The following is a 26,284-nucleotide window of genomic DNA, read 5'->3' on the forward strand; positions in this document are numbered from 1 at the left end:
CTCATTGCTTGTCCGAATCATCCTCTATCGGCAAGTTATTTCGAGGTGGTTAACAAGTATTTGTCCGGCACGTTATTGTTGAACGATGGGGTTATTATAATTATTTGGAGCGTAGTACACCGATTTTAGCGGCGTTTGCCGGGAATAATAGTTTCGACCGTGGGTTGCCAGACCCGCGTTGGCAGCGGATTTTGCTACGCCTTTAAATATCAAATGATTACAAATAGCCAATAGCCGTGTTAATATTATTCATGTCGTGATTGCTTACACAGATTTCTCACTCGCAGCATGATTGTCGCGCTATCCTGTGTCGGGTACAGCGCCGCGGAATTATTTTCGTCGCCTGATGTTTTCCGACGTGACGATTTATCGGCGGCATAGACGGCTAAAATTGAAAAATCAGCTCTGCTCCGCAAAGTTATTCGAAAGTATGTATTAATCTGTGTTCATTCTTGTCTGAAAAACAAGTAATATCTCTGGCGAAAACAGAGGCCGATTGCGTTACTCCCTTTTTTTGGAGATTTTTCCTTGATTAGCGTTCTTCTTGTTGATGACCACGAACTGGTGCGCGCAGGGATACGACGCATTCTTGAAGATATCAAAGGTATAAAAGTTGTCGGTGAGGCCCAGTGCGGTGAAGACGCCGTAAAATGGTGCCGTGGCAACGCTGTCGATATCGTGCTGATGGACATGAATATGCCGGGCATTGGCGGGCTGGAAGCCACGCGCAAGATTGTGCGTTATGCGCCCGACGTCAAAGTCATCATGTTGACCATCCATACTGAAAATCCTTTGCCCGCGAAGGTGATGCAGGCGGGGGCCGCCGGTTACCTGAGCAAGGGCGCCGCGCCGCAAGAAGTGATTAACGCCTTGCGTTCCGTGCATGCGGGGCAGCGCTATATCGCGTCTGACATCGCTCAGCAGATGGCCTTGAGTCAGCTGGAACCGCAGGCTGAAACGCCGTTCAGCTGCCTGTCTGAACGCGAGTTACAGATCATGTTGATGATCACCAAAGGCAAAAAAGTGAATGAGATCTCGGAGCAACTGAGTCTCAGCCCAAAAACGGTGAACAGCTACCGTTACCGCATGTTCAGCAAACTGAATATCAGCGGCGACGTCGAATTGACTCACCTGGCCATCCGACATGGATTGTTCAATGCGGAGACGTTGTTAAGCAGTGAATGATCGTTTTGATGCCAAAGCCTTCCTGAGTACCGTCACCAGCCAACCCGGCGTCTATCGTATGTACGACGCCACGGGGACGGTGATCTACGTCGGTAAAGCCAAAGACCTGAAAAAGCGTCTCGCCAGCTACTTTCGGCAGCAGGTCAGCAGCCGTAAGACCGAGACGCTGGTTAAAAATATCGCGCAAATAGACGTAACGGTTACCCATACCGAAACGGAAGCGCTGTTGTTGGAACATAACTACATTAAATTGTACCAACCGCGATATAATGTTCTTTTGCGAGACGATAAATCTTATCCGCTGATTTTTCTCAGCGCGGATACCCATCCCCGTTTGGCGGTGCATCGCGGCGCCAAACACGCCAAGGGCGAATATTTCGGGCCTTTTCCCAACTCTTACGCCGTACGCGAAACGCTGGCGCTGCTGCAGAAGCTGTTCCCGATCCGCCAGTGCGAAAACAGCGTGTATCGCAACCGTTCACGTCCGTGTCTGCAGTATCAGATCGGCCGCTGTCTGGGGCCTTGCGTCGCCGGCCTGGTGAGTGAAGAAGAATATCGGCAGCAGGTGGACTACGTGCGGCTGTTCCTTTCAGGCAAAGATCAACAGGTATTGCACCAGCTGATTGCGCGCATGGAAGAAGCCAGCAAACTGCTTAATTTCGAAGAGGCGGCGCGCATTCGCGATCAAATTCAGGCCGTACGCCGCGTCACGGAGCGGCAGTTCGTGTCGGGCGACAGCGACGATCTGGACGTGATTGGCGTGGCGTTCGATGCCGGTATGGCGTGCCTGCACGTGCTGTTCATCCGACAGGGCAAGGTGCTGGGCAGCCGCAGCTATTTCCCTAAAGTGCCGGGTGGTACGGAGATGAGCGAGGTGGTGCAGACCTTTGTTGGCCAGTTCTATCTGCAAGGCAGCCAGGCGCGCACGCTGCCCGGCGAGATCTTACTGGATTTCAGCCTGCCGGAAAAAGATCTGCTTGCGGAATCGCTCTCCGAGTTGGCGGGGCGCAAGATCCAAATTCAAAGCAAACCGCGCGGCGATCGCGCCCGTTATCTGAAGCTGGCGCGCACCAATGCGGCAACGGCGTTGACGACCAAGCTGTCGCAGCAGTCGACTATTCATCAGCGGCTGGCGGAATTGGCCAAGGTGCTGAACCTGACGGAAATCAACCGTATGGAGTGCTTTGATATCAGCCATACCATGGGCGAGCAGACCGTGGCTTCGTGCGTGGTGTTCGACGGTAATGGCCCCGTGCGAGCGGAGTATCGGCGCTATAATATCAGCGGCATCACGCCTGGCGATGACTACGCGGCGATGACGCAGGTGCTGAAGCGCCGTTACGGCAAGGCGCTGGAAGAGAAAAAGATCCCGGATGTCATCTTCATCGACGGCGGTAAAGGGCAACTCGGCATGGCGATCGAGGTATTCAAATCGCTGAACGTCACCTGGGACAAGAATAAGCCATTGCTGATCGGCATCGCCAAAGGCGCCGACCGCAAGGCCGGGTTAGAAACGTTGTTCTTCGTCCCGGAAGGCGAGGGAATTTCTCTGCCGCCGGATTCGCCGGCGCTGCATGTGATCCAACACATCCGCGACGATTCGCACAATCATGCGATTACCGGTCACCGGCAGAGAAGGGCGAAAGTCAGAAATACCAGCGCATTGGAGCTGATTGAAGGCGTAGGGCCGAAACGGCGCCAGGTGCTGTTGAAGTATATGGGCGGACTGCAACCTTTGTTGAACGCCAGCGTGGAGGAAATTGCAAAAGTGCCGGGTATTTCACAAGCATTGGCAGAAAAGATCTACAATGCATTGAAACACTGAGGGCAATGTAGCAACATACTCTTAATTTCCACTCTAGCCAGATAGTTACCGTAGCATTATGCAATTGAATATACCGACTTGGCTTACCCTGTTTCGCGTAGTTCTGATCCCATTCTTTGTGCTGGCGTTTTATCTGCCGTTCAACTGGGCTCCGATGGTTTGCGCCGTTATCTTTGTGTTTGCCGCCGTCACCGACTGGTTTGACGGCTTCTTGGCACGCCGCTGGAAACAAACAACGCGCTTCGGGGCGTTTTTGGATCCGGTCGCGGACAAAGTGATGGTGGCGGTGGCGCTGGTGCTGGTGGCGGAGCACTACCACAGCTGGTGGATCACGCTGCCGGCGGCCACCATGATCGCCCGTGAAATCATCATTTCGTCGCTGCGTGAGTGGATGGCGGAAATTGGCAAACGCAGCAGCGTGGCGGTGTCCTGGATTGGCAAAGTGAAAACCATGGCGCAGATGATGTCGCTGGTGGGCTTGCTGTGGCGGCCGGATCGCTCCGTAGAGTATGTGGCGATTGGTTTGCTGTATATCGCGGCGGTGCTGACTTTCTGGTCGATGTTCCAATATTTGAACGCGGCACGCAACGATCTGCTGGAACCGTGATCGATACGCTGCAAAAATCGGCAAACGATCGTGATGCGCCAACAATTTTATTGACTCATCACGTCAGGTAAGTAGAATGCATCGCATCAGACGACAACGATGAATTGCCGAAAGATAGCAAAGAAATCAGTCAGTTCTGGTAATGCGGGAATAGCTCAGTTGGTAGAGCGCAACCTTGCCAAGGTTGAGGTCGCGAGTTCGAGCCTCGTTTCCCGCTCCAAATTTTGATCTGCAGAGTTCTTTGGAATTCCATTGAGGTTTGTAAGTCATTGAAAAAGGGGCGAAAGCCCCTTTTTTTATTCCAGAGGTTTTCCCTGGAATCCAGCGCCAGCCAACACTTTTTAGTCCATTTTTTAGTCCATCAATACGGACGCGAGCTTGTGCGCATTGTTGCTGTATGGCACTGGGCGATATGCCGACCATCTGTTCCTGAACCAGGCACAGAGGAGTTGGACATGGCACTTTCCGATACCACCATTCGGCAGGCAAAAGCCGTTGCCAAGGCATGCACACTCGGCGACACTGATGGCCTCGCGTTGGCCGTGTCACCCGAAGGCAACAAAAGTTGGCACTTTCGGTATTCCTGGAACAGCAAGCAGAAATGGTTGTCTCTGGGTACCTACCCTGGAATCCCCCTCAAAGAAGCCCGCACTCGTCGCGACATCGCTTGTGAATTGGTTGCCCGCGGCATCAACCCCTGCAAGCAAAGAAACCAGGACCGCAGACACGCCTTTCTCGCTGAGAATCACACCTTCTAGAAGGTGTTCGAGCAATGGTTCGAGTTTCGCAAGAAGAGTCTGAAGGCGGGCCGTTAAAGCACACAGGAGCAGATCCAGCGAATCTTCCTCAGAGATATTCTCCCGACCCTCGGCCCCCAATCTGTCTATGAGATCAAGCGTACGGACTTGTTGGATATCCTCGAGAGCATTGAACGCCGTGGGGCTTTCACAACGGCTGTCACCCGATGTACCGCTATGCCCTGGTTAAGGTTCCGGACTTGGAGCAGAATCCGGCGTCTGACCTTGATGTAGTGGCCGCGCCCAAATCCCCCGTTCGACACAACCCCCTTCCTGCATATGGGCGGACTGCCTGAATTGTTGCAGAAGCTCCGTGCCTACAGGGGACAGTTGCAAACTCAGCTGGTGCTACGGTTGTTGATGTTGACTGGTGTGCGCACGGGCGAACTTCGCTTGGCGACGCCTGAGCAGTTCCACTTGGATCAAGGTTTCTGGATTATCCCTCCGGAGATCGTCAAGCAACTGCAGCTGGATATGAACAGGGACGGCAAACAATCATCGGATAAGCGTCTGTTGTTGATGGCGATGGCGCTGTTCACGCTGGGCAATGCGGTAGTCAGCCTGGCAGTAGAGCGCGACCTGGGATTCGAGTGCCACTCCTATCCCATGCCGATCACAACTGATCCGAGTACCCCACTACAGGTTGCGTACGACATTGAGAGCCGCACTGCTCTGGGCCACCGGCATTATTTCTATCGTGTTGATATTCAGATGCTCCGGCTGCTGGATGATCCAGAATACAGTGTTGGCGATGTCCTCAGGAGCAATAGCTTTTACATCTTTGTACAGAGCTTCGACCGCTTCCATATTGCCATTGAGTCGTACCACCGAGAATTCAGTCCCAGAACACAGGCCGGGCTCGATATTGGTAACTCTCACATGGGTACCAGCCAAATCGGCGCGCAGATTCAAACTGAATTGTTTGACGAAAGCCTTGCTGGCTCCATATACATTACCTCCCGGATATGGGTAGGTCCCGGCGATCGATCCAATGTTGATGATCAGTCCGCTGTTAGCCTCAACCATCCCTGGCAGAACTCGATGAGTGACGAGGGCAAGACCGGTGATGTTAGTGGCGATCATGCGCTCCCAATTTTGTACATTGCTCTGCTGTGCACGCTCAATGCCCAACGCCAGCCCAGCATTATTCACCAGTATATCAATGGAGAACGGGGCCTCACTCACCTGCTCGAACGCCTTGTCGAGGGACAGCGGATCAGTGACATCCAGCGGCAGCGGGATGAACTGTTCGCCAAGCTCCTGCCGCAGGAGCAAGAGCTTCTCCATGCGGCGTGCAGCGCCTATGACCCGATAGCCTTCGGCAATCAGCCGATGACAGATTGCTTTACCAAAGCCGGCTGAAGCCCCGGTGACTAATGCAGTTCGCATACTATTCCTACCTTTGTTAGAAATATCGTTGGAAACTCAGGCCAGATACTTCACGCCAAGACTGGCGAACAAGCAGAGCATCGAAAATACCAGAGCTTTACGCACGACGTCATTGCCCTTACGAATTGCCAAGGCACTGCCCAGATGGTTGCCAAGGATGTTGCAGGCCACCAACGGCAAAGCAAGCAAATAAATCACCTTGCCGGCAATAACAAATGCCACCAGCGCCCCGATGTTTGAGGCAAAGTTGAATGTCTTGGAGTTTGCGGAGCTGGAAACCAGGTCCATTTTGAGCAGGTAGTGAAAGGCAATAATAAACATGCTTCCTGTGCCTGGCCCGAAGAAACCATCATAGAAGCCAATAACCAAGCATGTCAGTGGCACCACAGTAAACAGCATTCCATGAGACAAGACATGTTCCTGTATTGGCCGATCTTTTGGTGTAAGAAAAATCAGAATACCAAAGGGGATCAAAGCAAGAATGATCTTACCGACTGTTTCCTGTGGAATTGAAACAATCAGGTTCGCCCCCAGATACGCGCCCAATAGCGAAAATGGGACGCCTACAAGAGCCACCTTCCAGACCATCTTGCTATTGACCAGAAAATTCCTTATCGCCGCAAGAGTTCCCAAGGTACTGACTAATTTTTCCTGGCCCAGTGCGACTTGCGGCGGCAGGCCAACGAGCAAAAAGCCCGGCACCAAGAACAAGCCTCCACCACCTGCGATGCTGTCGACAAAGCCAGCTATAAACGCAATAGTACCCAGCAAAATAATCGCAAATATCCAATGCTCAGCCCAATAGGCTCCTAGTAGTTCCATGGTAATACCTTTATAAGAAAAAATTCAGGAAAGGACTTCGTAAAGATGATCTGCACGCGCCAAGCGCACTCGGCTCAGGCTATTGACCGCGAACAAACGAATTAGCCAACGATCTGCACCGTCATTCTGCGGCTCGAAAGCATCCCGAGCGTGGAGTACCCGCTGGTTCTTGAAGATCATGAAGTCCCCAGGTAGCAAGAGATGCGGCTTATCGAACTTACGGGTTTCAAGCATCGTTCGCAGGACATCAAGCGCGTGTGCGGCAGGGGTATTTGTGCCGTACGTGTTTTCACTATCGAAACGACACAACCACTCGTTGCCCAACCCTCGGACCAACACAGCCAGGTTAGGCGTCGAACGACGATTACTGGCGAAAGAATCCGGGCGTCGCACTTCAAAATTCGGCAAACTCAGTTCATGCACAATAGAATCCGGAAGGCTGTTGAGGACTTCATCAAGATTGACTAGTGTGGTGTTGATTCGTGGGTCGCAGCGTATGCCGACGAACGACAAGTATTCCGGGCAGCACGAAATATCGCCGACAGCCTCAGACGACAACGGCAAATCTGGGTTGTCTACGTGGTAGGAAAAGCGAAGACGGGAACCGTGAGAACTTTTCTGACTAGCTGATGCTCGTGAAGGAATCACATGCCGAAATAAACGACCGTCATTTTCACCTTCGTATACGACGGGGTGAATACCTAACAGGCTTTGCAGCGAGAGGTTCACGAGGCAGGCAATGGGGGTGCTCTTCGGACTCAACACGCCAGAGTACGGTGTCGGCGGAGTATCACGATCTCGTGGGCAATTCCTTATCACCATTGCAGTAATCGCCGGGTCTTCAACGAATGTACGGATCTGGCGAGTTAGTTCGGCTCCAATTATGTCCTGGGCCTGCTCCTTAAGCTGAAAATAAATATCCTTGGTGGATTCAAAATCCAGCGGAGTCTGGCTTAAGACCGTTTGCCATGCGCTGGAGGTGACCCATGGCAGGCGGATCTCCAACGTTGTCACAGACTCGGTGTCTTGATTGTGCTGTGTGCGTTCCATTTCAACTAAGTTTCCATATTTCGGTGCTCGACTCGCTTGATTTGCGGACAGCACTCCCTGTTGTTATTTTTTTGTGATTTAAATCACGTTTTTTTTGCTTTGTCTCAAGCAGACGCCATTAATGAATCGATCAATTCAACCTTATTACATCGATTCAATTACTGTAATTGAATCGATTGCGGAAATTCAATTAATTTCTGTCACAATGATTTAACTAACACCTGCTTTGGTATTAATTTTTTGATTTTAAACTATTTATTTTTTATTTTAATTCTCTGGTTACCTGCGGTTTTTGCGAGAATTAGGGTGGGCTAAGTAATGAAATCAAGGAAATATTCTGAAAATAGCTCGATAACCTTTAACGGGTTCCTCGATTACACCCATAACGCTTGCATATACTTTTATGCTAGGATTTGGCATTCATGAAGATATCTGGTGCTTTACCTATGTGGGTCCCTCAATACAGCGATCATGAGAAACCGGTTTACCTGATGATTGCCGATGCCCTGGAGCAGGACATCAATTCCGGGCGCCTGCAGCCTGACGAGCGGCTGCCAACGCTCAAGGATCTCGCTGGAACTTTGAAAGTCACTCCTGGGACCATTGGCCGTGCCTATGACGAAGCGGCCAAACGTGGGCTAGTGATCGGTGAGGTCGGTCGCGGGACCTTTGTCCTGCCTGCCCAAACCAAGGCTGCGCCACGCGCGATAGGCGAGCGCTCCCCCGAAGACAATGCACAGATTGATCTTTCAATAATTAAGCCTAGTGACGCCGACATAGACGGTTGGTTGCGGCAGTCAATTATTGAACTCGCGCACTCAGCGGATTTGGGCCGTGTGATGGACTACACCAGCGATGGTGGGCACGCAGTACACAAGCAAGCGGGGGCTCGTTGGGTGCAACGCAGTCTGCCAGATGCAACGTGGCAGCAGATCGTCCTCACTTCCGGAGCGCAGCATGGCTTGCTAGTGGCGATCAGTAGCCTATCGAAAACCAATGATGTGATTTTGTGCGAAGAGCATTGCTATCCTGGAATCATCTCTCTTGCTCATAGCCTCGATCGGCGACTGCAGGGCGTACAGATAGATGAATTCGGGCTACTCCCTGAGGCTTTCCGCGCCGCTTGCGTTGAGCACCGCCCAGCGTTACTAATTTGCGTAACCACCCACCAAAATCCAACTAATTCAATCATGCCCCCGGAGCGTCGCGAGGCAATCGCGCAGATTGCCCGCGAGCATGATGTATTCATTATTGACGATGATATTTACGGTTTTCTGGAGGTCCAGCCAGCGAGTAAACCGATTTCGGCCTATGCACCTGAGCGATCCATCTATTTGACGAGCCTTTCAAAGAGCATTCTTCCCGCGTTACGTATTGGCTACCTGTACGCGCCTCCTGAGACTCTCTCACGCTTGTCATCCATGGTCCGTAGCAGCGTATGGATGCCTTCGCCGATGATGGCACAGTTGGCCAGCAACGTGATCTGCAGCGGTATGGGTGAGCGATTAGTCAAAGCGCAGCAAGATGAGGCCGCTGCACGGCAGAGACTGGTCAAGGAAGTTCTTGGCAGTTATCGAATTTGCAGCCAGCCCAACAGCTTCCACGTTTGGTTGGAATTGCCCGAACCATGGACTTGCGATGAGTTTGCCAACTTGGCCCGTGCTCATGGGGTAATGGTCGTTAGCGGCAGCCAGTTCCTAGCACAGCGTACTATCGCCTCTAATGGCGTGCGAATTGCCTTGATGTCACCGAGTCGCGCCGAACTGAAGTTTGCGTTAACCACGCTGGCCAGCTTGCTAGCCTCTCCCGAACCACGCTTGTTTTACTAAAGCAGCGCATACATATAAGTAGCCGTCAGGCGACAGTTCGTCGGGGGAGGCCGTGTCCAATGGAGCTTCGATCCTTAGCCTGAATCAATCTTTGGGCATTTAAGGGGCTCTGCGACTGGTTCTACAGCTTTTCCACTGGGCATACTTAAAAAGTAACTTGCACTAACTCAGCAGACCCTCCGTCCTTCTAAGTGGGCAAGCTTGTCATCGAATGATAAGCCAAGCTGCACCCAATCAGTAACGCTGCTGTCAGGGCATTGAGCTGGCACGGTAGAGTGATAGAACAACTTCATATGTCCCTATATCTCCAGTCGTTTTCATACCGTAGGATGCCCCCGTTGAACGGCGAAAACAGGCACATTTGATTGGACATCGTGCCGGTGCTCTGCAGGGGGATTGATGCCGACCCATCGTGCGTTGGACAACCTGGCGTAAGTCCCCAGCTCTGCAGTTGCGTTGGCCGTTCAGGGCTGCGGCGCTGGAGATTGCGCGATGTCCCCATGATGATGTTTTACATGATATCCCATCATCATAAGCAGGTGAAAAGCCGGAGAGGGGGAGGTAAGCGATTCCTGTAGAGAAAAAAAGATCCGATTTGCCCGTGAATTCCCGAGCCGACGCATATAAAATCAACATTCCGCTTGCCTTTCCGTCGGCATTGTGAACAGTGCGCCCACAAAATAAGCAGTTGAAAGCGTTAGAGAACTTTTTGCTATTTCGGGGGGTTGCCAAGGTGGGGGGTTTAGTCCATAATGCAGTCCATCGATTCGGCGGTAACGAAATAAATTACTTAAGAATCAGATGATTAGGATAAGCGATTTCAACATCGCCAACCAAAAGAACAAAACGAAGTGGGTGAATCACCGGCTTTGGCCTGAAAAGGCAAACAGAATAAAGGCGCGTTAACAAAGCGGTTATGTAGCGGATTGCAAATCCGTCCAGTCCGGTTCGACTCCGGAACGCGCCTCCAACTTTCCCGAGCCCGGGTGGTGAAATCGGTAGACACAAGGGATTTAAAATCCCTCGGCTTATGGCTGTGCGGGTTCAAGTCCCGCCCCGGGTACCAGGGAATAAAAATACCGAATAATCAAAGCAATAAGTAGTAATGTCGTAGACCGCCGAGAGGCGGTTTTTTTGTTTCTGGAATTCGCATTACACCTGCATTCTGCCCTTTCTTGCCATACCCTATCCCCATGGATTGTCATCCTGCTTGCAGGGAGCCCCGCAGGGCTCCGAAGTACAACTCATAAGAAACCGAACGCCGCGGCGAGGATCCAACCGAAGACGCAGGAGACGCTGACGCCGATCAGGCCGGGCAGAATAAAGCTGTGGTTGATCACGAAGCGGCCGATGCGGGTGGTGCCGGAGCGGTCGAACTGGATCGCCGCCAGATCGCTGGGGTAGGTTGGCAAAATATAGTAGCCATAGCAGGCCGGCGCCGAAGCGACGATATAGGCCGGGTTGACGCCGATTGCCAACGCCACCGGCACCAACGCCGCCAGTGCGGCGGCCTGCGAATTGACGAATTTCGACACCAGCAGCAGGATCAGCGCATAGGCCCAAGGGTACTCTTTCACCAGCACGCCCAGCGTGGCTTCTATCTGCGCCAGGTGCGCGCCGAACATGGTTTCCGCCATCCAGGCGACGCCATACACCGCCACGATGGCGATCATGCCGGAACGGAACACCTCGTTTTTAGAGATAGACGCCGGGTTGGTGCGGGTAATGATGACGATCAGCGCCCCGGCCATCAGCATACACATCTGGATCACCAGGACCATGGAGAGCGGCTTGCCACCGAAGCTGGGCCGAAGGTCGGAAAAGGCTCCCAGCACCGCCACCAGGGCGATAGTGGCGAGGAAAATCCACATGGCGATCCAGTTGCTGCGCGGTAATACCCGGTCCAGCAGGGTGGCGGCGTCGCCATAGACGTAGCGATGGTTCTCCGGCACCGAGATGAATTTCTGGAACTCGGGATCTTTGTCCAGGTCTTTGCCGCGGAACCAACTGAAGATGCCGATCGCCAGAATGCCGCACAGGGTGGAAGGTATGGTGATAGACAGCAGATCGAGGAATTCCAGATGGCGGCCATTGAAGGTGTAGCTACTGAGCATCGCCACCAGTGAAACGACCGCCACTGAGACTGGGCTGGCGATAATGCCCATCTGCGCGCCGATCGAGCTGGCCGCCATCGGCCGTTCCGGGCGGATGTTATTTTTGATCGCCACGTCATAGATGATTGGCAAGATGGTGTAGACCACATGGCCGGTGCCACACAGGATCGTGAGAATGCAGGTGACGAACGGTGCGATGATCGAGACATAACGCGGGTTGCGCCGCAGCATCCGCTCGGCGATCTGCAGCATGACGTCCAACCCGCCTGAGGCCTGCAGGGTGGCGGAGGCCGCCACCACCGCGATGATCACCAGCATCACGTCTACCGGCGGTTTGCCGGGCTGCAGGTGAAAGCCGAACACCAGGATCATCAAACCGATACCGCCCAGTAACCCCAGCGCAATGCCGCCCTTACGCGCCCCATACAGCAAGCATGCCAATATAACCGCTAATTGCAGAAAGAAATCCATGATAGATACGCCTTAATAATGTTGAACTTAACTGCGTTCAGTTTCCGGCGGCGTTTACAGCAGAAAGTTGTTTTAAATCTAAAGGCGCTAAAAAATTGTGGTTATTAACTCTAAAGAGTGATGGCGGTCACGTTCAGAGAATCTGAAGAGCAGGCGGCTGACGACATCAGCACGAAAAAGCAAGTCAAGAGGTCAGACCTCTCCTATATAACCGGTTCACCACCAGAGGAGAGAGCAATGGATCCGACAAAAATGACGGGGTTGGCGTTATTACAGGCTGCGATGGCCGGCAAAATTCCACCGGCTTCAATCGCTGAAACGGTGCCCATGAAACCGGACGCGGTTGAAGAGGGGTATATCCGTATTGTGGCGCGAGCAGACGGGCGCCATCTGAATCCGTTGGGGGGCGTACATGGCGGTTTCGCCGCTACGGTATTGGACTCGGTGACCGGTTGCGCGGTGCACAGTACGCTGGGCGCAGGGATTGGTTATGGCACCGTCGATCTGCAGGTTAAAATGTTGCGCCCGGTGCCAAAGGAGAGTGATCTGATCGCCGAGGGGCGTCTGGTCTATGCGTCGAAAAATGTCGCTTTCGCCGAAGGCACGCTCAAAACGGCTGAAGGGAAGCTGCTGGCCTCGGCAACCGCCACGTGTTTTATCATTCGTCCTACCGATCAAGCCCCGCAATAACCTGCCTTTATCGGGCTTCGGGCTATCAACCCGGGGCCTGATGCATTTCTCTTCGGCTGCATACCTTGCTGCGCTAGGATGACAGGCGCGATACGCCATTGTGGTCTAGTATTCTTGGGTAAAAATTTATCGGGGTGGTTATGCAGCCGTATAAAGAGGTTGAGTTTGATCATGAGCTTTGTCTGGCGATCGGCAAAGCCGTATTAGACGTGGTGGCGCAGGGGGAAGAAACCAGCGCTCCGGCGGTGATGAACGCGATTGAGCGCTCGGTGGAACAGGGGCTGAATGACGACGAAACCGCCATCGCCGACGACGCTCTGGATTTGATGGCTCGTCTCATCCACGGCTTCAGGTTCATTAATCTAGAGGGTGAAGAGGACAGTCCCCATGCATTGGTTGAATTTCAAGCGCTACAAGAGTGACGTTGCCAAACAGGCCGTGCCGCCGCATTTGAATGCGGCCGAATTTGCACGGCATTACGCCGATAAGCCGCAAACCGATACGGAAGAGTATCTTTCGCTCAGCGGGGAGATGTGCTGGGATGCGGTGGTGCTTTGTGCTCACCGTTCTGGCGCGCTCAGCAAGGCGAAATACAAGCAGTTGTGGCAGACGGTGTTCGATAAGCAATACAAACATTTCGTTAGCCCGGATGATACCGAGATCCGCACTATGGCCGATATGCTGCGCGCGCCGCAGGGATGTTTTATCGGCATATTCTCCCTGCGCGACGCGGCTGCGCCCCGTTTGCTGCATGCCATGATCGGTACCGGTGCGGGATTTGCCGCAGGCAATAAAAATCTTTGCATCGGCGTGGGGGGCGCGGTCGGCTGGGAAAATCTCAATCTGGCGCGCGATCTGCGCTGGCAGCCGGAAGGCGGTTTTTTACGCCAGGGTGATAACGAAGTGCTGCGCATTTTTTATCGGCCTTTCCCCGCCTGAGCCGGTCCGGGTGCTTTTAGAGTAAAAAAACCGCCGTCTGGCGGTTTTTTGTTGGCGCGTATCCCCCTTATTTAAACCCGCCGTTGCGAATGAATTCAAGGCCGGCGGCGGTGATCCGCGTTTGATGCGGGTCGATATCATAGTTGTTCTCGTCGATGTCGCTCATCACATAGGCCTGTATCAGCCCCTTGGTTTTGAGATAGGCGAAGGGATCGGCGAAGGCGTGCGGGCTGGTGGCGTCCTGCTTCCACAGTTCGTAGGTTTTCTCATCCAGCGTGCCGGGGTGATTGGCGGCCAGCCGGGTCAGGATTTGATTGTAGAATCCATAGTCGGTCATGATGCGGTCCTCTTTATCGCGCGCGACAGTCTCGGAAAATGACGTAACGTCTTTCAATCATAGCCGATGTTTGCTCGCTGCCTGCGTTATCGCGAACCCAGGTTATCCACGTTGGCTTTCGAACCAGTGAAACAGGCGCGAAATGGTGAGGCTGAGATCGCCGATGTTGAAGAGCGCGCCGAGCCATAGGGTTAGCATAACCAGGATGCCGATGATGATGGGAAGATCCATTTTGCCCATGAGAATGTTTTGCAGAGGTGACGGTGGCCACGAGGGTAACATCGTTTCCCGGCAGGATAAAATGTGCCGCCGTTATTTCGATTGTGCCGCTGCGGAATGGCGAAGGCCGGCCATCAGGATGACCGGCCGGGTTTCAACAGCCTATCTTGCCGCCAAACGGTCAGGCGTAGTGTCGGGCGATATGCTCGGCGGTGGCGATCGTCGTCACATTAGTGGCGACGGAGGGAACGTCGGGGAAGATGGATGCGTCGACGACCCGAAGCCCGTATACGCCGTGTACGCGGCCCTGAAGGTCAACGACCGCCTTCGGTTCGCCGGCATTTCCCATCGGCGCGGAAGAGGTCGGGTGATGATAGGTATCCAACGTCGCCACCATCGAGGCAAGAATGGCCTCGTCGCTGTCTGCAGCGGGCGCAAGCTCGCTGTGGACAAGCGTAGACAGCGGGGCGGTTTGCCCTATTTTACGCGCCAGTTTGACCCCTTCCAACAAGCGAACGCGGTCGTTCTCTTGCGCCAGGAAGTTAAGATCAATGTGAGGGGCTGCCGCTGGATCGCGGCTTTCCAGCCAGACTCGTCCGGTGGATTGTGGCCGAGTCAGCGCCACCGCCAGGACAAAACCGACGCCGGTAGGGCTTTGGTCATGAGGAAACAGATGCGTCGCGGTAATGTGCAGATCGAGCTCTCCCGGTTCCGCCTGGCTGCTGTGGGTCCACAGCTTGGCACCGATAACCGGCGTTTGGCTGCCGATGACATCGGGGCGGGCGGCGTAGGCATTGTAATAAAAGGGGTGATCGACCAGGTTTTCGCCGACGGGGAGATCGGCGACGACGGGGATCCCCAGACGCTTCGACTGTTGCGCAGGCGCGATGCCGGATCGCATCAAAACGGCGGCGCTACCGTAGGTTCCCGCGCTCAGGATCACTTCAGCGGCATGGATTTCTTCGCCGCTGGCCAGGCGGACGCCGATCGCGTGCTGCCCGTCAAATATCACGCGGTCGACCAGCGTATCTGCACGCAGGGTAAGATTGTCTCTGGCGCGGGTTTTCTCATCCAGATAGGCCATGCCGGTGTTAACGCGTACGCCGTTGACGATATTCATCGGGTAGGGGCCGACGCCATTGGCTGAAGGGCCATCAAAATCGTCAATCGCGTCATAGCCGTTGGCGCGCGTGGCGGCGACGAAAGCGCGTTGCATTGGCGTGATGTCATCCAATGTGAGTTGCACGACGGGAAAAGGGCCGCTATCGCCATGGATTGCGCGGTCGTGCAGGCCATGACGAGTCTCCAGTTTTTTGAAGGCGGGCAGCAGGTCCTGATAGCCCCATCCCGGCAGATCCCAGCGGTTGAAATCTTCCGGACGGGCGCGGATCGCCACGGCACCGTTGACGCCTGAACTGCCACCCAAGACTTTACCGCGGATAGCGCCGATCGCGTGGCTGACATAGCCGGGTTCTGTCCGGTATCCCCATTCGAACTCCGGGTTGCCATTGGCGCCGAGGACGTCGCTGTCCGCGATGAGGCGCGGATAATCGTAGGGCGCGTAACTGTGCCCGGCTTCTAACAGCAGGACCCGGCGCGCAGGGTTTTCGCTGAGGCGAGCCGCCATCACCGCGCCGGCGGAACCGCCGCCGACGATGACTACGTCGAAAGTAGGGGATGTCTCTCTGGTCCGTTGGGCCGGTTGTGATTGCGCCGATAATGCGGAAACCGATGTGGAAGCGCCGAGCGTGGCGGCGGCTGAAGCGACAAGCGTTTTTGATATCAGCTGACGGCGTGATAAGTCTTTCATGGCAGAGTCTCCAGAGCGGGCAGAAAGTGTGTGTTCTGCAGACTAAAACCCTGAAGCACAAGCAACAAGCAGGCGAAATTCGAACCTCGGGTTCGCGTTCTGCGAACCTTTCAGGTTGACGTCAGGAAAGAGGAGAGTGCGGTTTCCCAACTGGGCGTATGGCCAATGTGTTCACTCAGAAAGTCCACCAGCGCCTTGATCTTGGGGGATGCGCGTTTTGAACGGCGATAGACGGCGGAAATGTCGCCGCCGTCGGGTGAATAGGCGGCCAACACAATGCGCAGTTCCCCCGCGCGTATCGCGTCGGCGGCGATAAATGCGGGCAGGATGGCGAGGCCCAAACCGGCTTTAGCCGCCGCCAACAGGTGAAAAGCGTTATCGGTGCGCAGCCGTTTACCGATACGAAACGACCGGATTTCGCCCTCGATGGGGAGCTGCAGCATGCCGGTCGGTTCGCGCTGAATATACAGCAACCCCTGGTGCTGTTGCAGGTGTTGCGGGTGCATCGGCGTGCCTTTCTGGGCAAGATAGGCTGGGCTGGCGCAAATCAAATGGCGGTTGGCGCAGATGCGCTGCGCGATCAGCTCGGAATCCGCCAAGGGGCCGATACGGATGGCGACATCGAAATTCTCCTGATTCAGATTGGCCAGGCGATCGCTGTACTCCACGTCCAGATTGAGGCTCGGGTACTGTGCCATAAAGGTGGATAACAGCGGTGCCAGATAGCGGATGCTGAACGCCATCGGCGCGGTTAACCGCAGCGGGCCCTGCAGTTGGCCGTGCAGTGTTCGCACCGACTCTTCGGCATCGCTCACTTCGCTTAATATGAGAACGGCGCGCTGATAGAACAGGTGGCCGGCGTCGGTCAGCCCAAGCGTTTTCCCGCGTTCGAACAGCACAGTCCCAAGGCGCGTCTCCAACTGCTGGATGCGTCTGCTGACCACCGACTTGGTGGTGCCCAAGCGGCGGGCGGCGGCGCTGATGTTGGCGGCCTCGACCACGGCGATATAGGTCGCCATCTCCTGAAACTGATTCATTCATCTCTCCTTCGGCATCCGCCGGGTCAAGTTACCACTCTCTGCACGGCAGGCAAAAAAAACCACCCGGATGGGTGGTTTTTTGCTTGTCAGAGCGAATCAGTCCAGTTTGGGGTGCTGGTCGATCAGGATCTGTTTTTTCTTTTCCAGTTCGGCGATCTGCGCGTTGATGTCCTCGACTTTCTGTTCGATGTTGTCGTAGGTTTCCTGCAGCAGCTCTTTTGCCTCGGAGCGGTCAGAGGCGGCCGGCGTCGCGCCGCGCAGCGGCTTGTTGGCGGTTTCTTTCATGTACAGACCGGTGATAAGACCGATCACTGCAACGACCATCAGGTAGTAGGCCGGCATGTACAGGTTGCCGGTCGCTTCCACCAGCCAGGCGGCAACGGTCGGCGTCGCACCGGCGATCAGTACCGAAATGTTGAACGAAATCGCCAGCGCGCTGTAACGGATGTGCGTCGGGAACATCGCCGGCAGGATGGAGGCCATCACCCCGGTGAAGGAGTTGAGCAGCACCGCCAGCACCAGCAGGCCGACGAAAATCAGGCCGATGACGTTGCTGTTGATCAGAATGAAGCACGGGATCGCCAACGCCAACAGGCCGATGCTGCCACCGATAATGAACGGCTTACGGCCGATGCGGTCACTGGTCAGGCCGATCACCGGCTGCACGAACAGCATGCCGATCATGATGGCGATGATGATCAGAACGCCGTGATCTTCCGAGTAGTGCAGGTTATGCGAGAGGTAGCTCGGCATATAAGTCAGCAGCATGTAATAGGTCACGTTGGTGGAAATCACGATACCGACACACACCAGCAAACTTTTCCAGTGTTTGGCCGCGATCTCTTTGAACGAGGTCTTTGGCGGATTTTCGATGGCGTTGCGATCCTCTTTCTCCATCTTGTCCACGTGCTGCTGGAACGCCGGGGTTTCTTCCAGCGCATGGCGCAGGTAGAGGCCGATCAGGCCGAGCGGCGCGGCGATGAAGAACGGGATACGCCAGCCCCAGTCGAGGAAGTTGGCTTCGCCGACGATGCTGGAGATCAGCACCACTACGCCTGCGCCCATCACAAAGCCGGCGATGGAGCCGAAGTCCAGCCAGCTACCCATAAAGCCGCGTTTGCGGTCCGGCGAGTATTCGGCGACGAAGATCGCCGCACCGGAATATTCACCGCCGACGGAGAAGCCCTGCGCCAGTTTGGCCAGCAGCAGCAGGATCGGGGCCCAGATGCCGATCGATGCATAGGACGGGATCAGGCCGATACAGAAGGTGCTGACCGCCATAATGATAATGGTGACCGAGAGAACCTTCTGGCGACCGAACTTATCGCCCATGGCACCAAAGAACAGGCCGCCGAGTGGACGCACCAGGAAGGGCACGGAGAAGGTTGCCAGTGCGGCGATCATTTGCACGCCGGGAGAGGCGCCCGGGAAGAAGACCTGGCCAAGCGCATAGGCGACAAAGCCGTATACGCCGAAGTCGAACCACTCCATCGCGTTACCCAGGGCCGCCGCGGTGATCGCCTTCTTGAGTTTGCTGTCATCGATGATGGTGATGTCGTTAATGTGCATCGGTTTATGTCGTTTTTTTCTTAACTTCATATAATCATCCCTTAATGAATTATTCGTTGTTCGTGAAAGCGTAATCTCCGTTCACTGTTGTTTTCGAGTTATCAAATCGGCTAATCGAATCGCGGTTCAAGACGATTCATTATCCACATTTAAGTTGGGATGTGGATCACAAAATACCGTCGTTTATGCCGAGGTTATGTCATTTAGGTGACTAATTATTTTGCATCTATAGCTTAACGTTATATCTTGCGGCGATCAAATCCAGCAGTTTAACTTAAGTGTTTGCACCGATTTGGTGCGAGAATGGTCTAATAAATGTGCGATTTGACGATTTTTCGTCTAATTGGTCATGTTTTAAGTATAGAGAGTACGGGAGATAAAACAGGAAAAATTGATGTGTTTGCCGTCAAAAAAACGCCTGACCCACTGGCCAGGCAGTTTGGATTAAGGTACCGATGAACCGCCGAATTCGAGATAGATTTTCGCCAGATTCTGGTACTGCGCGAAGCGGTTTTCATCCACCGACAGTTCCGCCTGACGGCGTTGTTCCTGAGCATTCAGCCAGTCGGTAATGGTGACGGCGCCCTGTCGGTAACGCACCTCGTTCAGCCGTTCCGATTTACGCGCCAACGCTAATGAGGCGCGCAACTGCGTCTCCTGCGCCAGCAGCTGCGTGCGCAGTGACAGCGCGTTGTTCACATCGCCCATCGCTTTGTACAGCGCCTGCTTGAAGGCCAGAACTTGCTGTTCATAATCGTTGCGGGCGATCTTGATCTCCACGCCCATTTGCCGCCACTGCAGGAACGGCAGCGTCAGGCCGGCGCCGAGGCTGCCCGTCGGGTTGCGCAGGAATTCCAGCAGCGCGCCGCTGCTGGCGCCCAGTGAACCGGTCAGGCTGAACGCAGGATAGTATTGCAGACGTTTTTCATCGACGTTGGCCAGGGCGGCGCGCAACCGCAGCTCTTGAGCGCTGAGATCCGGGCGACGGCTCAGGACGCTAGCGGGAATGCCGGTGTTGATCTGCGGCATCGCCGTCGTCGGCAGGCGCACGGGCGCGATGGTGGCCTGGCCTGATGGCGCGCCCAGCAGCACCGCCTGCTCGTTCAGCGCCTGTTGACGATCGTGTTGTAACGCCAGCAGGCTGCGTTCCTGCGCCAGCAAGTTTTGTTCCGCGTTCACTACGTCCAGCGCCGAGATGCTGCCGGCCTGATAACGGGCGTTGGCCAGCCGCAGCGTCGTTTTGGCATAGGCGATGCTCGCCTGGCTGACGCTGATTTGTTGATTGAGAAAACCGATGCGCCAGTAGTTGGTGGCGGCGTCGGCCAACAGTTTCAGGCGCGCCGCCTGCAGATCCTGCACGGAAGCCTGGTTGCTCCACTCGGCGGCGTCGCGCTGGCGCGCCAGCTTGCCCCACAGATCGACTTCATAGCTGGTGGTGAGCGACGCGTTGCTGGTTTTATTCCACGCGGAGGACTCGGACAGCGGGCGATTGATACCGCTGCCTAATGAGGCGCTGATGCCGGGCGCGGTGCTGATGCCGACGCGTTCCGCCTCGAGCTGCGCGCGGTAAACGCGCAGTACGGCGGCGGCCAGATCGTTATTGCTCGCCATCACCTGTTGCAGCCAGCGATCGAGCTCAGGATCGTGGAAATCGCGCCAGTCGAACGGCGTGGGCGCGGCGTTGTGGGCGTCGTGCTGCCAGCTCGTCGGATAGTTGACCTGCGGCGCCCGGTAGTCGCTTTTCAGGGCGTTGCCGCAGCCGGCGGTGAGCAAGGCGACGAGGCTTAGCGCCAGGGGAGATAAAATTTTCATGGGTTACTCGCTGGCCAATGAAACGACCGGATCCATCCTTGCCGCTTTACGGGCGGGGAGATAACCGAAGATCATGCCGATTAAAGTTGAACAGAAAAACGCCGTCGCGGCAGCTTGCCAGGAATAGATGGCGGTGAACATACCGCCCGCCAGCGAGGTGAACAGCGACCCGGCGGCGAACGACAGCGCGATGCCCAATGCGCCGCCGATCAGACAGACCAGCACCGCCTCTATCATGAACTGTTGCATGATGTCGCTGCGCCGCGCGCCGACCGCCATGCGCACGCCGATTTCGTGGGTGCGTTCGGTCACCGAGACCAGCATGATGTTCATCACCCCCAGGCTGCCGATCACCAGCGCGATTGATGCCACCATCAGGATCAGCAGGCTAAAAGTCATTGACGTGCGTTCGATGGACTTTCGGATTTTATCGAAGTTGTACAAACGGAAATCTTTTACGCCGTGGCGCTGGGTCAACAGCTGTGTGATAGCGGTGACGGCCGATTCGCTGGCGACATTGTCCTTTAGGCGAACGGTGATGCCGCTAAGCGTCGGTTTGCCTACCATGCGATACATGACAGTGCTGTAGGGCATCCATACAGTGATGCGATTGGGCGCGTAATTGCGATTGCTTTTAGCCACACCGATCACCCGGGCCGGCACCGAGCCGAGAAACACGATCTGGCCGAGCGGCTCGACGCCGAAATCGCCGAATAGCGCCTGGCGCGCATTGTCGTCGATGATCACTTCCTGCAGCGCATTACGATCGTCGCGGAAAGTCACGCCTTGTAACAGCTCGACGCCGTTAACGCGGAAATAGTCGCGCCCGACGCCGGTGATCGAGGCAGTGGCGGACTTGCTGCGAAAACGGATGCTGTCGGAGGCGTCTACTTCCGGGCTGACGCTGTCGACGAAGCTTTGCTGTGCCAGCGCGTCGGCATCGGCCGGCACCAGGGTGCGGATGCTGTCGATGGCGTCGTCGAAGAAATCGCGGCCCGGATAGATGCTTACCACATTCGTGCCGAGATCTTTGAGGTTTTCCAGCGTGCGCTGTTTGGCGCCTTCGCCCAGCGCCACTACCGTGACCACGGCGGCGATGCCGAAGATGATGCCGGTCATGGTCAGCGCGGTGCGCAGACGATGAGCGTTCATCGCCTTCAACGCCATGTGCAGCGATTCGCGAGTGCGGTCGATCAGGCGTTGCCAGCCGCTTTGCCGGCTGCGGTTCGGCGGCGGCAGCGATGCGCCGGGCGCCGACTTGCGGCCACTGTCAGCGATGATCTTGCCATCTTGCAGTTCGATGACGCGCTGCGCATGTTGCGCCACTTTCATATCGTGGGTGACGATCACCACGGTGTGGCCGCGCTGATTCAGTTCGCTCAGGATCGCCAGCACTTCCTGGCCGGATTGGGTGTCCAGCGCGCCGGTCGGTTCGTCCGCCAGGATGATCTCACCGCCGTTGATCAGCGAACGGGCGATGCTGACGCGCTGCTGCTGGCCGCCGGAAAGCTGGCCGGGTTTGTGGTCTTCGCGTCCCTCAAGCCCCAACCGCGCCAGCAATTGCGCCGCCCGCTGCCGCCGCTGATCGCGCCGGGCGTTGGCGTAGATAGCCGGGATTTCGACATTGCCCAGCGCGCTGAGATCGGGCATCAGGTGGTAACGCTGGAAAATAAAGCCGATATGCTCGCGGCGCAGGCGGGCCAGTTCGTCCGGCGACAGGTGGGCGGCGTTCTGGCCGCTGATGTAGTAATCGCCGCGATCCGGCACGTCGAGGCAGCCCATGATGTTCATCAGCGTCGATTTGCCGGAACCGGAGGCGCCGATGATCGCCACCAGCTCGCCGGCGGCGATGGTCAGATCGATGTCTTTCAATACCGTCAGCGCCTGGCCGCCGTTGGTGTAGGTTCGGCTGATGCCTTTTAGTTCGATGATCGCGTTCACAGGAAGATGCCATCCTCAGCCGATTTGGCGGCGGGCTGCGACAGCACCACGGTTTCACCGGCTTTCAGGCCGCTGAGGATCTGAATGTCGACGTTGTTGGTGATGCCGGTGGTCACTTTGCGCGTTTCCAGCCGCTGGTCTTGGGTCAGCACCTGCACCTGCTGCTCTTGGCCATCGATTTTATGCACCGCCTGGATCGGCACCAGTAGGGTGTTCTTCGCGTCGCCGAGCAGCAAGGACACCTGCGCGGTCATGGCGATGCGCAGGCGGTTTTCCGGGTTGGGCACGTCCAGCAGCGCGTTGTAATAGACCGAGGCGTTCGAGGTGCCGGAGCCGGAAGCAGAGCTGGTCCCGGCGAGCGAGTCGTCTTTCATCACCGATTCCGGTGCCAGCTCGATGGTGCGTAGCGTGGCGTCGTACCGCTTATCCGGATCGGAGAAAATAGTGAAGTACGCCTTTTGTCCCGGCGAAATGCGGGTGATGTCGGCTTCGGAGATCTGCGCCTTGATGGTCATCATATCCAGCCGCGCCAGCTTGACGATGGTCGGTGCACTTTGGCTGGAGTTGACCGTTTGTCCCTGCTGCGTGACCACGGCGATAACAATGCCGTCCATCGGCGCAACCACGCGGGTATAGCCCAGATCGATTTTTTTCTTTTCGACTTCGATCTGCGATTGCACCAACTGCGCATTGAGCGCCTGCAGATCGGCGCGAGTGGTGGCGAGCGAGGCTTCGGCGGTCTCGAAGTCTTCCCGCGAACTGGCTTCGTCGTTCAGCATGCGGCGCTGGCGTTTAAAACGCGACTCCGCCTGTTTCAGCAAGGCCTGTTTGGCTAACATATTGGCTTTGACTACGTTCAGCGCTGCCTCGGCGTTGCGCAGATCGTTGCGCTGTTGCAGATCGTCGATGTCGGCGATCGGTTGCCCTTTAGTGACGCGATCGCCCAGCTTGACCTTCAGCGATTTGACTTCGCCGGAGACGCGGGCGCCGACGTTGACGCGTTCGATGGCATCCAGCCGCCCGGTGGCCAGCACGGCGTTTTCGATATCGCCCAGGCGGGCCGGCGCGGTAACGTAATCCTGCTGAGGCGGGCGTTGCCAAAAAATGGCCAGCGCGACGGCGACGGCGATGAAAACGATGGCGGCGATCAACGCCAGACGGCGGGAGGGGAGTTTCAGTGATGACATACCCAGGTTTTCCATAACGATAAAAGCGGCGGTTCTAGTCTGCCATCATGGCAGCGCCAGCTTGAACTGGCGCTAAACGTGAGGCGCTTTCCCGCTGGAAAGGGGATAGTAAAGGCTTTCCCGCTAAAGATCACGGCGAGTTATTATCCACCACGTGTGCAACCGGCTGCGTTGGGCGTTATACTGGGTAAAAAACCAGTATTCATTCATCAGCAGGATAACACCACCGCCATGATGCCAAACCGCCTCGAGCCAGAACTCGACATTTACCAATACCCGGAGCACCTGCGCGCCTGCCTGGCGCCGTTGCCCAAAGGGCCGGGTGTGTATGTGTTTCACGGTCAAAGCGAGAGCCTGCCGCTTTACATCGGTAAAAGCGTCAATATACGCAGCCGGGTGATGGCGCACTTCCGCGCGCAGGACGAGGCTAAAATGCTGCGCCAAACCCGGCGCATCAGCTTTATCGAGACCGCAGGCGAGTTGGGGGCATTGCTGCTGGAGGCGCAATTGATCAAACAGCAACAGCCGCTGTTCAACAAACGTCTGCGGCGTTCGAAACAGCTGTGCGCGCTGCGCTTGCAGGCAGATGCGGTGACGATTGCTCACGCCAAAGAGATCGACTTCGCCGTCACGCCCCACCTCTACGGGCTGTTTGCCAATCGCCACGCCGCGCTGGAAAAGCTGCGCGCCATCGCCGACGAGCATCGTTTATGTTACGGCAAGCTGGGGATCGACAAGCTGCCGGCAGGGCGAGCCTGTTTCCGCTACAGCCTGCGCAAGTGCGCGGGCGCCTGCTGTGGCGTGGAGTCGGCGCAGGAGCATGCGCTGCGGCTCGGCGCGGCGCTTGAGCAGTTACGCATCGCCTGTTGGCCGTTCGCCGGGCGCGTGGCGCTGGAGGAGCAGGGCGAGACGCTGCGTCAGTACCATGTGATCCACAATTGGTTTTATCTGGGCTCGGTCGGCGATCTGGCGCAGGCGGAGCGGCTACAGAGCGCGGCCAGCCATTTCGACAGCGATGGCTACAAGATTTTGTGCAAGCCGCTCATCGCTGGCGATTACCCGATTATTGAGCTGCCGTAAGGCCATCATGCTGGTGATAACCTAAGATTTATCCGTAAAGTCAGGGCATTATGCTAAAAAAGCTTGAATCCATAATGTTGTTATGGATAATGGCGCCCCGAAGCGAAGGAACGCGCTATTAACTCAGTTGGCAGAGTGATTGGTTTTATAATGGCTTGTTTTGGCTTGAAAATTGATAGACGCGGGTTCGAGTCCTGCATAGCGCGCCAGCTTTCTTCCTTCGTCTCATCGCGCTTACCGTAAAGCGCACCCGGGTTGATTTGCACTATCGGCTCCTCGTTGGGATTTTCGGGTGTGCTTTACCGTAACCGCTGGCTTTCCTTCCTCTTTCTCTTTCGATCCTTTGCTAAACTGTAATCAGGCAGGCTTGCTGCCTGGCAACAGGAGGTCGATATGTCTCACTCCGATCAACTGCAGGAACTCTTGCAACGCGTCGCCGCCCTCGAGGCGAGAGAGAAAGCGCTGACCGCCGCGTCCAACGCTTATCAGGCGATTATCACCACCATGTTAGGCAATATGGAGAAGACCGAACGTGATCGGATCATCGCGATGATCGATCAGGCCCATGAAATCGCCTACGCCCGCGCCATTCAGCGCAGCAACGAACCGCAAAAGCAGAAAATCAAACAGGCTGACGATGTGGCCCAGCGCATGTTCATGTTTGCGCAAGGCAAGGCCGCTCAGCCGCGCTGAAGCCAAACTATAACAGTTGCCGTCATTAAGTTGGCTAACTGATCTACCCGGCAAAACTGTACTTGTGTTACTTTTAGCAGTGAGATTTGATGGCAATGCTGTTTCCAGCATAAGGTTGTAACGATGGACGCGATTAAAAGCATCTTGGTTAAAGAGATTGAACAGATCAATCGGCGCGAAGGGCGTGACGGCAAGCCGCGCTTCAACAGCGAATTCGCCCGTACTCACCGCTATTTGTGCCTTGCCATGTTCGCCGGCTACTTTGCGGTGATCGCCGTGATGTATCAGGTGCCGTACATGGGGGTGTATGCCTTCCTGGGCTTCACCGCCTTCGTGCTGTTCATGTTCGCCATGCTGCTGATCGAGATCCGGCCGGTGTACCGTTTCGAGGACATCGGGGTGCTGGATCTGCGGGTTTGCTACAATGGCGAATGGTACTTCACCCGCGCGCTGTCGCCTTATGCGGTGCAGCAATTGCTGGATGAGCCCTCCATCGGCGCCGCGCTGAAACAGAAGATGCGAGTCATCATCGGCAACAAGGGCGAAATCGACTTCTACGACGTGTACGATATGGCATACGGAAAAAAGCCGCAGGATGAGCCACCGCAGCTGGCGGCGGCAAACTGAAAGGTTTCCGGCCGGCGGCTTGTCGATTATACTCAGCGTTTGAACATGAAGCAGAATAAGGACCAAGCGATGAGTGATGATATTTTCGATTTTGATATCGATGCCGAACTGGCGAAAGCCGAAGAAAAAGCGGCGCAGAAGGTAAAAGAGGTCCCTGAAATCCTCGAAGACGAAGCGGACTGCGAAGGTTGCAAGATCTGATCGCCTGACCCATAAAAAAAACCGCCACGGCGGTTTTTTTTATGTCTGAG

Annotated in this window: 25 protein-coding genes and 4 tRNA genes; 17 read left to right on the forward strand and 12 right to left on the reverse strand. The window is 55.7% G+C overall.

Translation table 11 applies throughout. The features are described 5' to 3' along the window. Positions 1-528: 528 nt before the first annotated feature. From uvrY to QMZ29_RS25895, 6 genes are all read left to right on the forward strand, one after another. Complete coding sequence (uvrY, locus tag QMZ29_RS24125) at positions 529-1,185, forward strand: UvrY/SirA/GacA family response regulator transcription factor (RefSeq protein ID WP_004927947.1); 657 nt, start codon at positions 529-531, stop codon at positions 1,183-1,185. Further along, positions 1,178-3,010 (forward strand): excinuclease ABC subunit UvrC, encoded by a 1,833-nt coding sequence (gene uvrC / locus QMZ29_RS24130; RefSeq protein WP_025302361.1) that lies wholly within the window; start codon positions 1,178-1,180, stop codon positions 3,008-3,010. Before uvrY ends, uvrC begins: the two co-directional genes overlap by 8 nt. Before the next feature lie 58 nt (positions 3,011-3,068). After that, positions 3,069-3,617, forward strand: coding sequence for a CDP-diacylglycerol--glycerol-3-phosphate 3-phosphatidyltransferase (gene pgsA / locus QMZ29_RS24135; RefSeq protein WP_004927937.1), 549 nt, complete (start codon positions 3,069-3,071; stop codon positions 3,615-3,617). Between the two features lie 144 nt (positions 3,618-3,761). Further along, a tRNA-Gly gene (locus QMZ29_RS24140) sits at positions 3,762-3,837 on the forward strand. A gap of 235 nt (positions 3,838-4,072) precedes the next feature. Next, positions 4,073-4,375 carry an Arm DNA-binding domain-containing protein gene (locus QMZ29_RS25890; protein WP_392396785.1) on the forward strand — a complete coding sequence of 101 codons (303 nt, stop codon included), beginning with the start codon at positions 4,073-4,075 and terminating at the stop codon, positions 4,373-4,375. Between the two features lie 72 nt (positions 4,376-4,447). Beyond that, the gene (locus QMZ29_RS25895) at positions 4,448-4,648 is read left to right on the forward strand and encodes a phage integrase central domain-containing protein (RefSeq protein ID WP_380825636.1); all 201 of its coding nucleotides are present in this window, start codon (positions 4,448-4,450) and stop codon (positions 4,646-4,648) included. 402 nt (positions 4,649-5,050) lie between these two features. Here the strand turns inward: QMZ29_RS25895 and QMZ29_RS24150 are convergent, their stop codons facing one another. The 3 genes from QMZ29_RS24150 to QMZ29_RS24160 are packed head-to-tail and all read right to left on the reverse strand — an operon-like array spanning position 5,051 to position 7,675. Further along, positions 5,051-5,803: an SDR family NAD(P)-dependent oxidoreductase gene (locus QMZ29_RS24150; RefSeq protein WP_071826108.1), complete on the reverse strand. Its 753-nt coding sequence runs from the start codon at positions 5,801-5,803 to the stop codon at positions 5,051-5,053. 36 nt (positions 5,804-5,839) lie between these two features. Next, positions 5,840-6,625 (reverse strand): sulfite exporter TauE/SafE family protein, encoded by a 786-nt coding sequence (locus QMZ29_RS24155; protein WP_261423667.1) that lies wholly within the window; start codon positions 6,623-6,625, stop codon positions 5,840-5,842. Positions 6,626-6,649: 24 nt separating this feature from the next. Continuing rightward, positions 6,650-7,675 (reverse strand): TauD/TfdA family dioxygenase, encoded by a 1,026-nt coding sequence (locus tag QMZ29_RS24160; RefSeq protein ID WP_049205102.1) that lies wholly within the window; start codon positions 7,673-7,675, stop codon positions 6,650-6,652. A 422-nt stretch (positions 7,676-8,097) separates the two neighbouring features. On the opposite strand from QMZ29_RS24160, the gene QMZ29_RS24165 reads away from it, so the two are divergent. From QMZ29_RS24165 to QMZ29_RS24175, 3 genes are all read left to right on the forward strand, one after another. Next, positions 8,098-9,504 (forward strand): aminotransferase-like domain-containing protein, encoded by a 1,407-nt coding sequence (locus QMZ29_RS24165; RefSeq protein WP_225735594.1) that lies wholly within the window; start codon positions 8,098-8,100, stop codon positions 9,502-9,504. An 896-nt stretch (positions 9,505-10,400) separates the two neighbouring features. Further along, positions 10,401-10,474: transfer RNA gene (locus QMZ29_RS24170), tRNA-Cys, on the forward strand. Between the two features lie 10 nt (positions 10,475-10,484). After that, positions 10,485-10,570 (forward strand) — tRNA-Leu (locus QMZ29_RS24175). 178 nt (positions 10,571-10,748) lie between these two features. Here the strand turns inward: QMZ29_RS24175 and QMZ29_RS24180 are convergent. Then, positions 10,749-12,089, reverse strand: a complete 1,341-nt coding sequence (locus QMZ29_RS24180) for an anaerobic C4-dicarboxylate transporter (protein ID WP_025302367.1) — start codon at positions 12,087-12,089, stop codon at positions 10,749-10,751. Positions 12,090-12,326: 237 nt separating this feature from the next. Between QMZ29_RS24180 and QMZ29_RS24185 the strand changes: the two genes are divergently transcribed. The 3 genes from QMZ29_RS24185 (at position 12,327) to QMZ29_RS24195 (ending at position 13,718) form a co-directional block, all read left to right on the forward strand. Continuing rightward, positions 12,327-12,779: a PaaI family thioesterase gene (locus QMZ29_RS24185; RefSeq protein ID WP_025302368.1), complete on the forward strand. Its 453-nt coding sequence runs from the start codon at positions 12,327-12,329 to the stop codon at positions 12,777-12,779. Between the two features lie 140 nt (positions 12,780-12,919). Beyond that, positions 12,920-13,201 (forward strand): hypothetical protein, encoded by a 282-nt coding sequence (locus QMZ29_RS24190; protein WP_025302369.1) that lies wholly within the window; start codon positions 12,920-12,922, stop codon positions 13,199-13,201. Next, the gene (locus QMZ29_RS24195; RefSeq protein ID WP_025302370.1) at positions 13,167-13,718 is read left to right on the forward strand and encodes a hypothetical protein; all 552 of its coding nucleotides are present in this window, start codon (positions 13,167-13,169) and stop codon (positions 13,716-13,718) included. Before QMZ29_RS24190 ends, QMZ29_RS24195 begins: the two co-directional genes overlap by 35 nt. Before the next feature lie 67 nt (positions 13,719-13,785). Here the strand turns inward: QMZ29_RS24195 and QMZ29_RS24200 are convergent, their stop codons facing one another. The 8 genes from QMZ29_RS24200 to etsA form a co-directional block, all read right to left on the reverse strand. Next, a complete protein-coding gene (locus QMZ29_RS24200; protein ID WP_025302371.1) occupies positions 13,786-14,055 on the reverse strand; it encodes a hypothetical protein in 270 nt (89 codons plus the stop codon). A gap of 102 nt (positions 14,056-14,157) precedes the next feature. Then, on the reverse strand, positions 14,158-14,286 hold the full coding sequence (locus tag QMZ29_RS24205) for a hypothetical protein (protein WP_261423666.1): 129 nt from the start codon (positions 14,284-14,286) through the stop codon (positions 14,158-14,160). Positions 14,287-14,455: 169 nt separating this feature from the next. Then, the gene (locus QMZ29_RS24210; protein WP_141997744.1) at positions 14,456-16,084 is read right to left on the reverse strand and encodes a GMC family oxidoreductase; all 1,629 of its coding nucleotides are present in this window, start codon (positions 16,082-16,084) and stop codon (positions 14,456-14,458) included. 110 nt (positions 16,085-16,194) lie between these two features. Next, entirely contained in the window at positions 16,195-17,121 is a 927-nt protein-coding gene (locus tag QMZ29_RS24215) for a LysR family transcriptional regulator (protein ID WP_261423665.1), read from the reverse strand. A gap of 99 nt (positions 17,122-17,220) precedes the next feature. Then, complete coding sequence (proP, locus tag QMZ29_RS24220) at positions 17,221-18,723, reverse strand: glycine betaine/L-proline transporter ProP (RefSeq protein ID WP_025302375.1); 1,503 nt, start codon at positions 18,721-18,723, stop codon at positions 17,221-17,223. A 414-nt stretch (positions 18,724-19,137) separates the two neighbouring features. After that, the gene (etsC, locus tag QMZ29_RS24225) at positions 19,138-20,505 is read right to left on the reverse strand and encodes a macrolide efflux RND transporter outer membrane subunit EtsC (protein WP_049208434.1); all 1,368 of its coding nucleotides are present in this window, start codon (positions 20,503-20,505) and stop codon (positions 19,138-19,140) included. 3 nt (positions 20,506-20,508) lie between these two features. Further along, on the reverse strand, positions 20,509-22,446 hold the full coding sequence (locus QMZ29_RS24230; protein ID WP_043141772.1) for a MacB family efflux pump subunit: 1,938 nt from the start codon (positions 22,444-22,446) through the stop codon (positions 20,509-20,511). Further along, positions 22,443-23,633 carry a macrolide efflux RND transporter periplasmic adaptor subunit EtsA gene (gene etsA, locus QMZ29_RS24235; RefSeq protein ID WP_455677417.1) on the reverse strand — a complete coding sequence of 397 codons (1,191 nt, stop codon included), beginning with the start codon at positions 23,631-23,633 and terminating at the stop codon, positions 22,443-22,445. Before etsA ends, QMZ29_RS24230 begins: the two co-directional genes overlap by 4 nt. Positions 23,634-23,864: 231 nt before the next feature. Here etsA and cho point away from each other — a divergent pair, with 231 nt between their 5' ends. The 5 genes from cho (at position 23,865) to QMZ29_RS24260 (ending at position 26,234) form a co-directional block, all read left to right on the forward strand. Then, positions 23,865-24,713 carry an excinuclease Cho gene (cho, locus tag QMZ29_RS24240; RefSeq protein WP_049208464.1) on the forward strand — a complete coding sequence of 283 codons (849 nt, stop codon included), beginning with the start codon at positions 23,865-23,867 and terminating at the stop codon, positions 24,711-24,713. A gap of 112 nt (positions 24,714-24,825) precedes the next feature. Beyond that, positions 24,826-24,922: transfer RNA gene (locus QMZ29_RS24245), tRNA-OTHER, on the forward strand. Between the two features lie 184 nt (positions 24,923-25,106). Next, a complete protein-coding gene (locus tag QMZ29_RS24250; protein ID WP_025302380.1) occupies positions 25,107-25,406 on the forward strand; it encodes a sigma-S stabilization anti-adapter protein IraP in 300 nt (99 codons plus the stop codon). A gap of 123 nt (positions 25,407-25,529) precedes the next feature. Beyond that, a complete protein-coding gene (locus QMZ29_RS24255; protein WP_043141770.1) occupies positions 25,530-26,033 on the forward strand; it encodes a YlaC family protein in 504 nt (167 codons plus the stop codon). A 69-nt stretch (positions 26,034-26,102) separates the two neighbouring features. Then, positions 26,103-26,234 (forward strand): hypothetical protein, encoded by a 132-nt coding sequence (locus tag QMZ29_RS24260; RefSeq protein WP_256376330.1) that lies wholly within the window; start codon positions 26,103-26,105, stop codon positions 26,232-26,234. The last annotated feature ends 50 nt before the right edge of the window (positions 26,235-26,284 follow it).

The organism is Serratia sp. PF-27 (genome assembly GCF_030053255.1).
In the GTDB taxonomy this organism is placed as follows: domain Bacteria; phylum Pseudomonadota; class Gammaproteobacteria; order Enterobacterales; family Enterobacteriaceae; genus Serratia; species Serratia bockelmannii.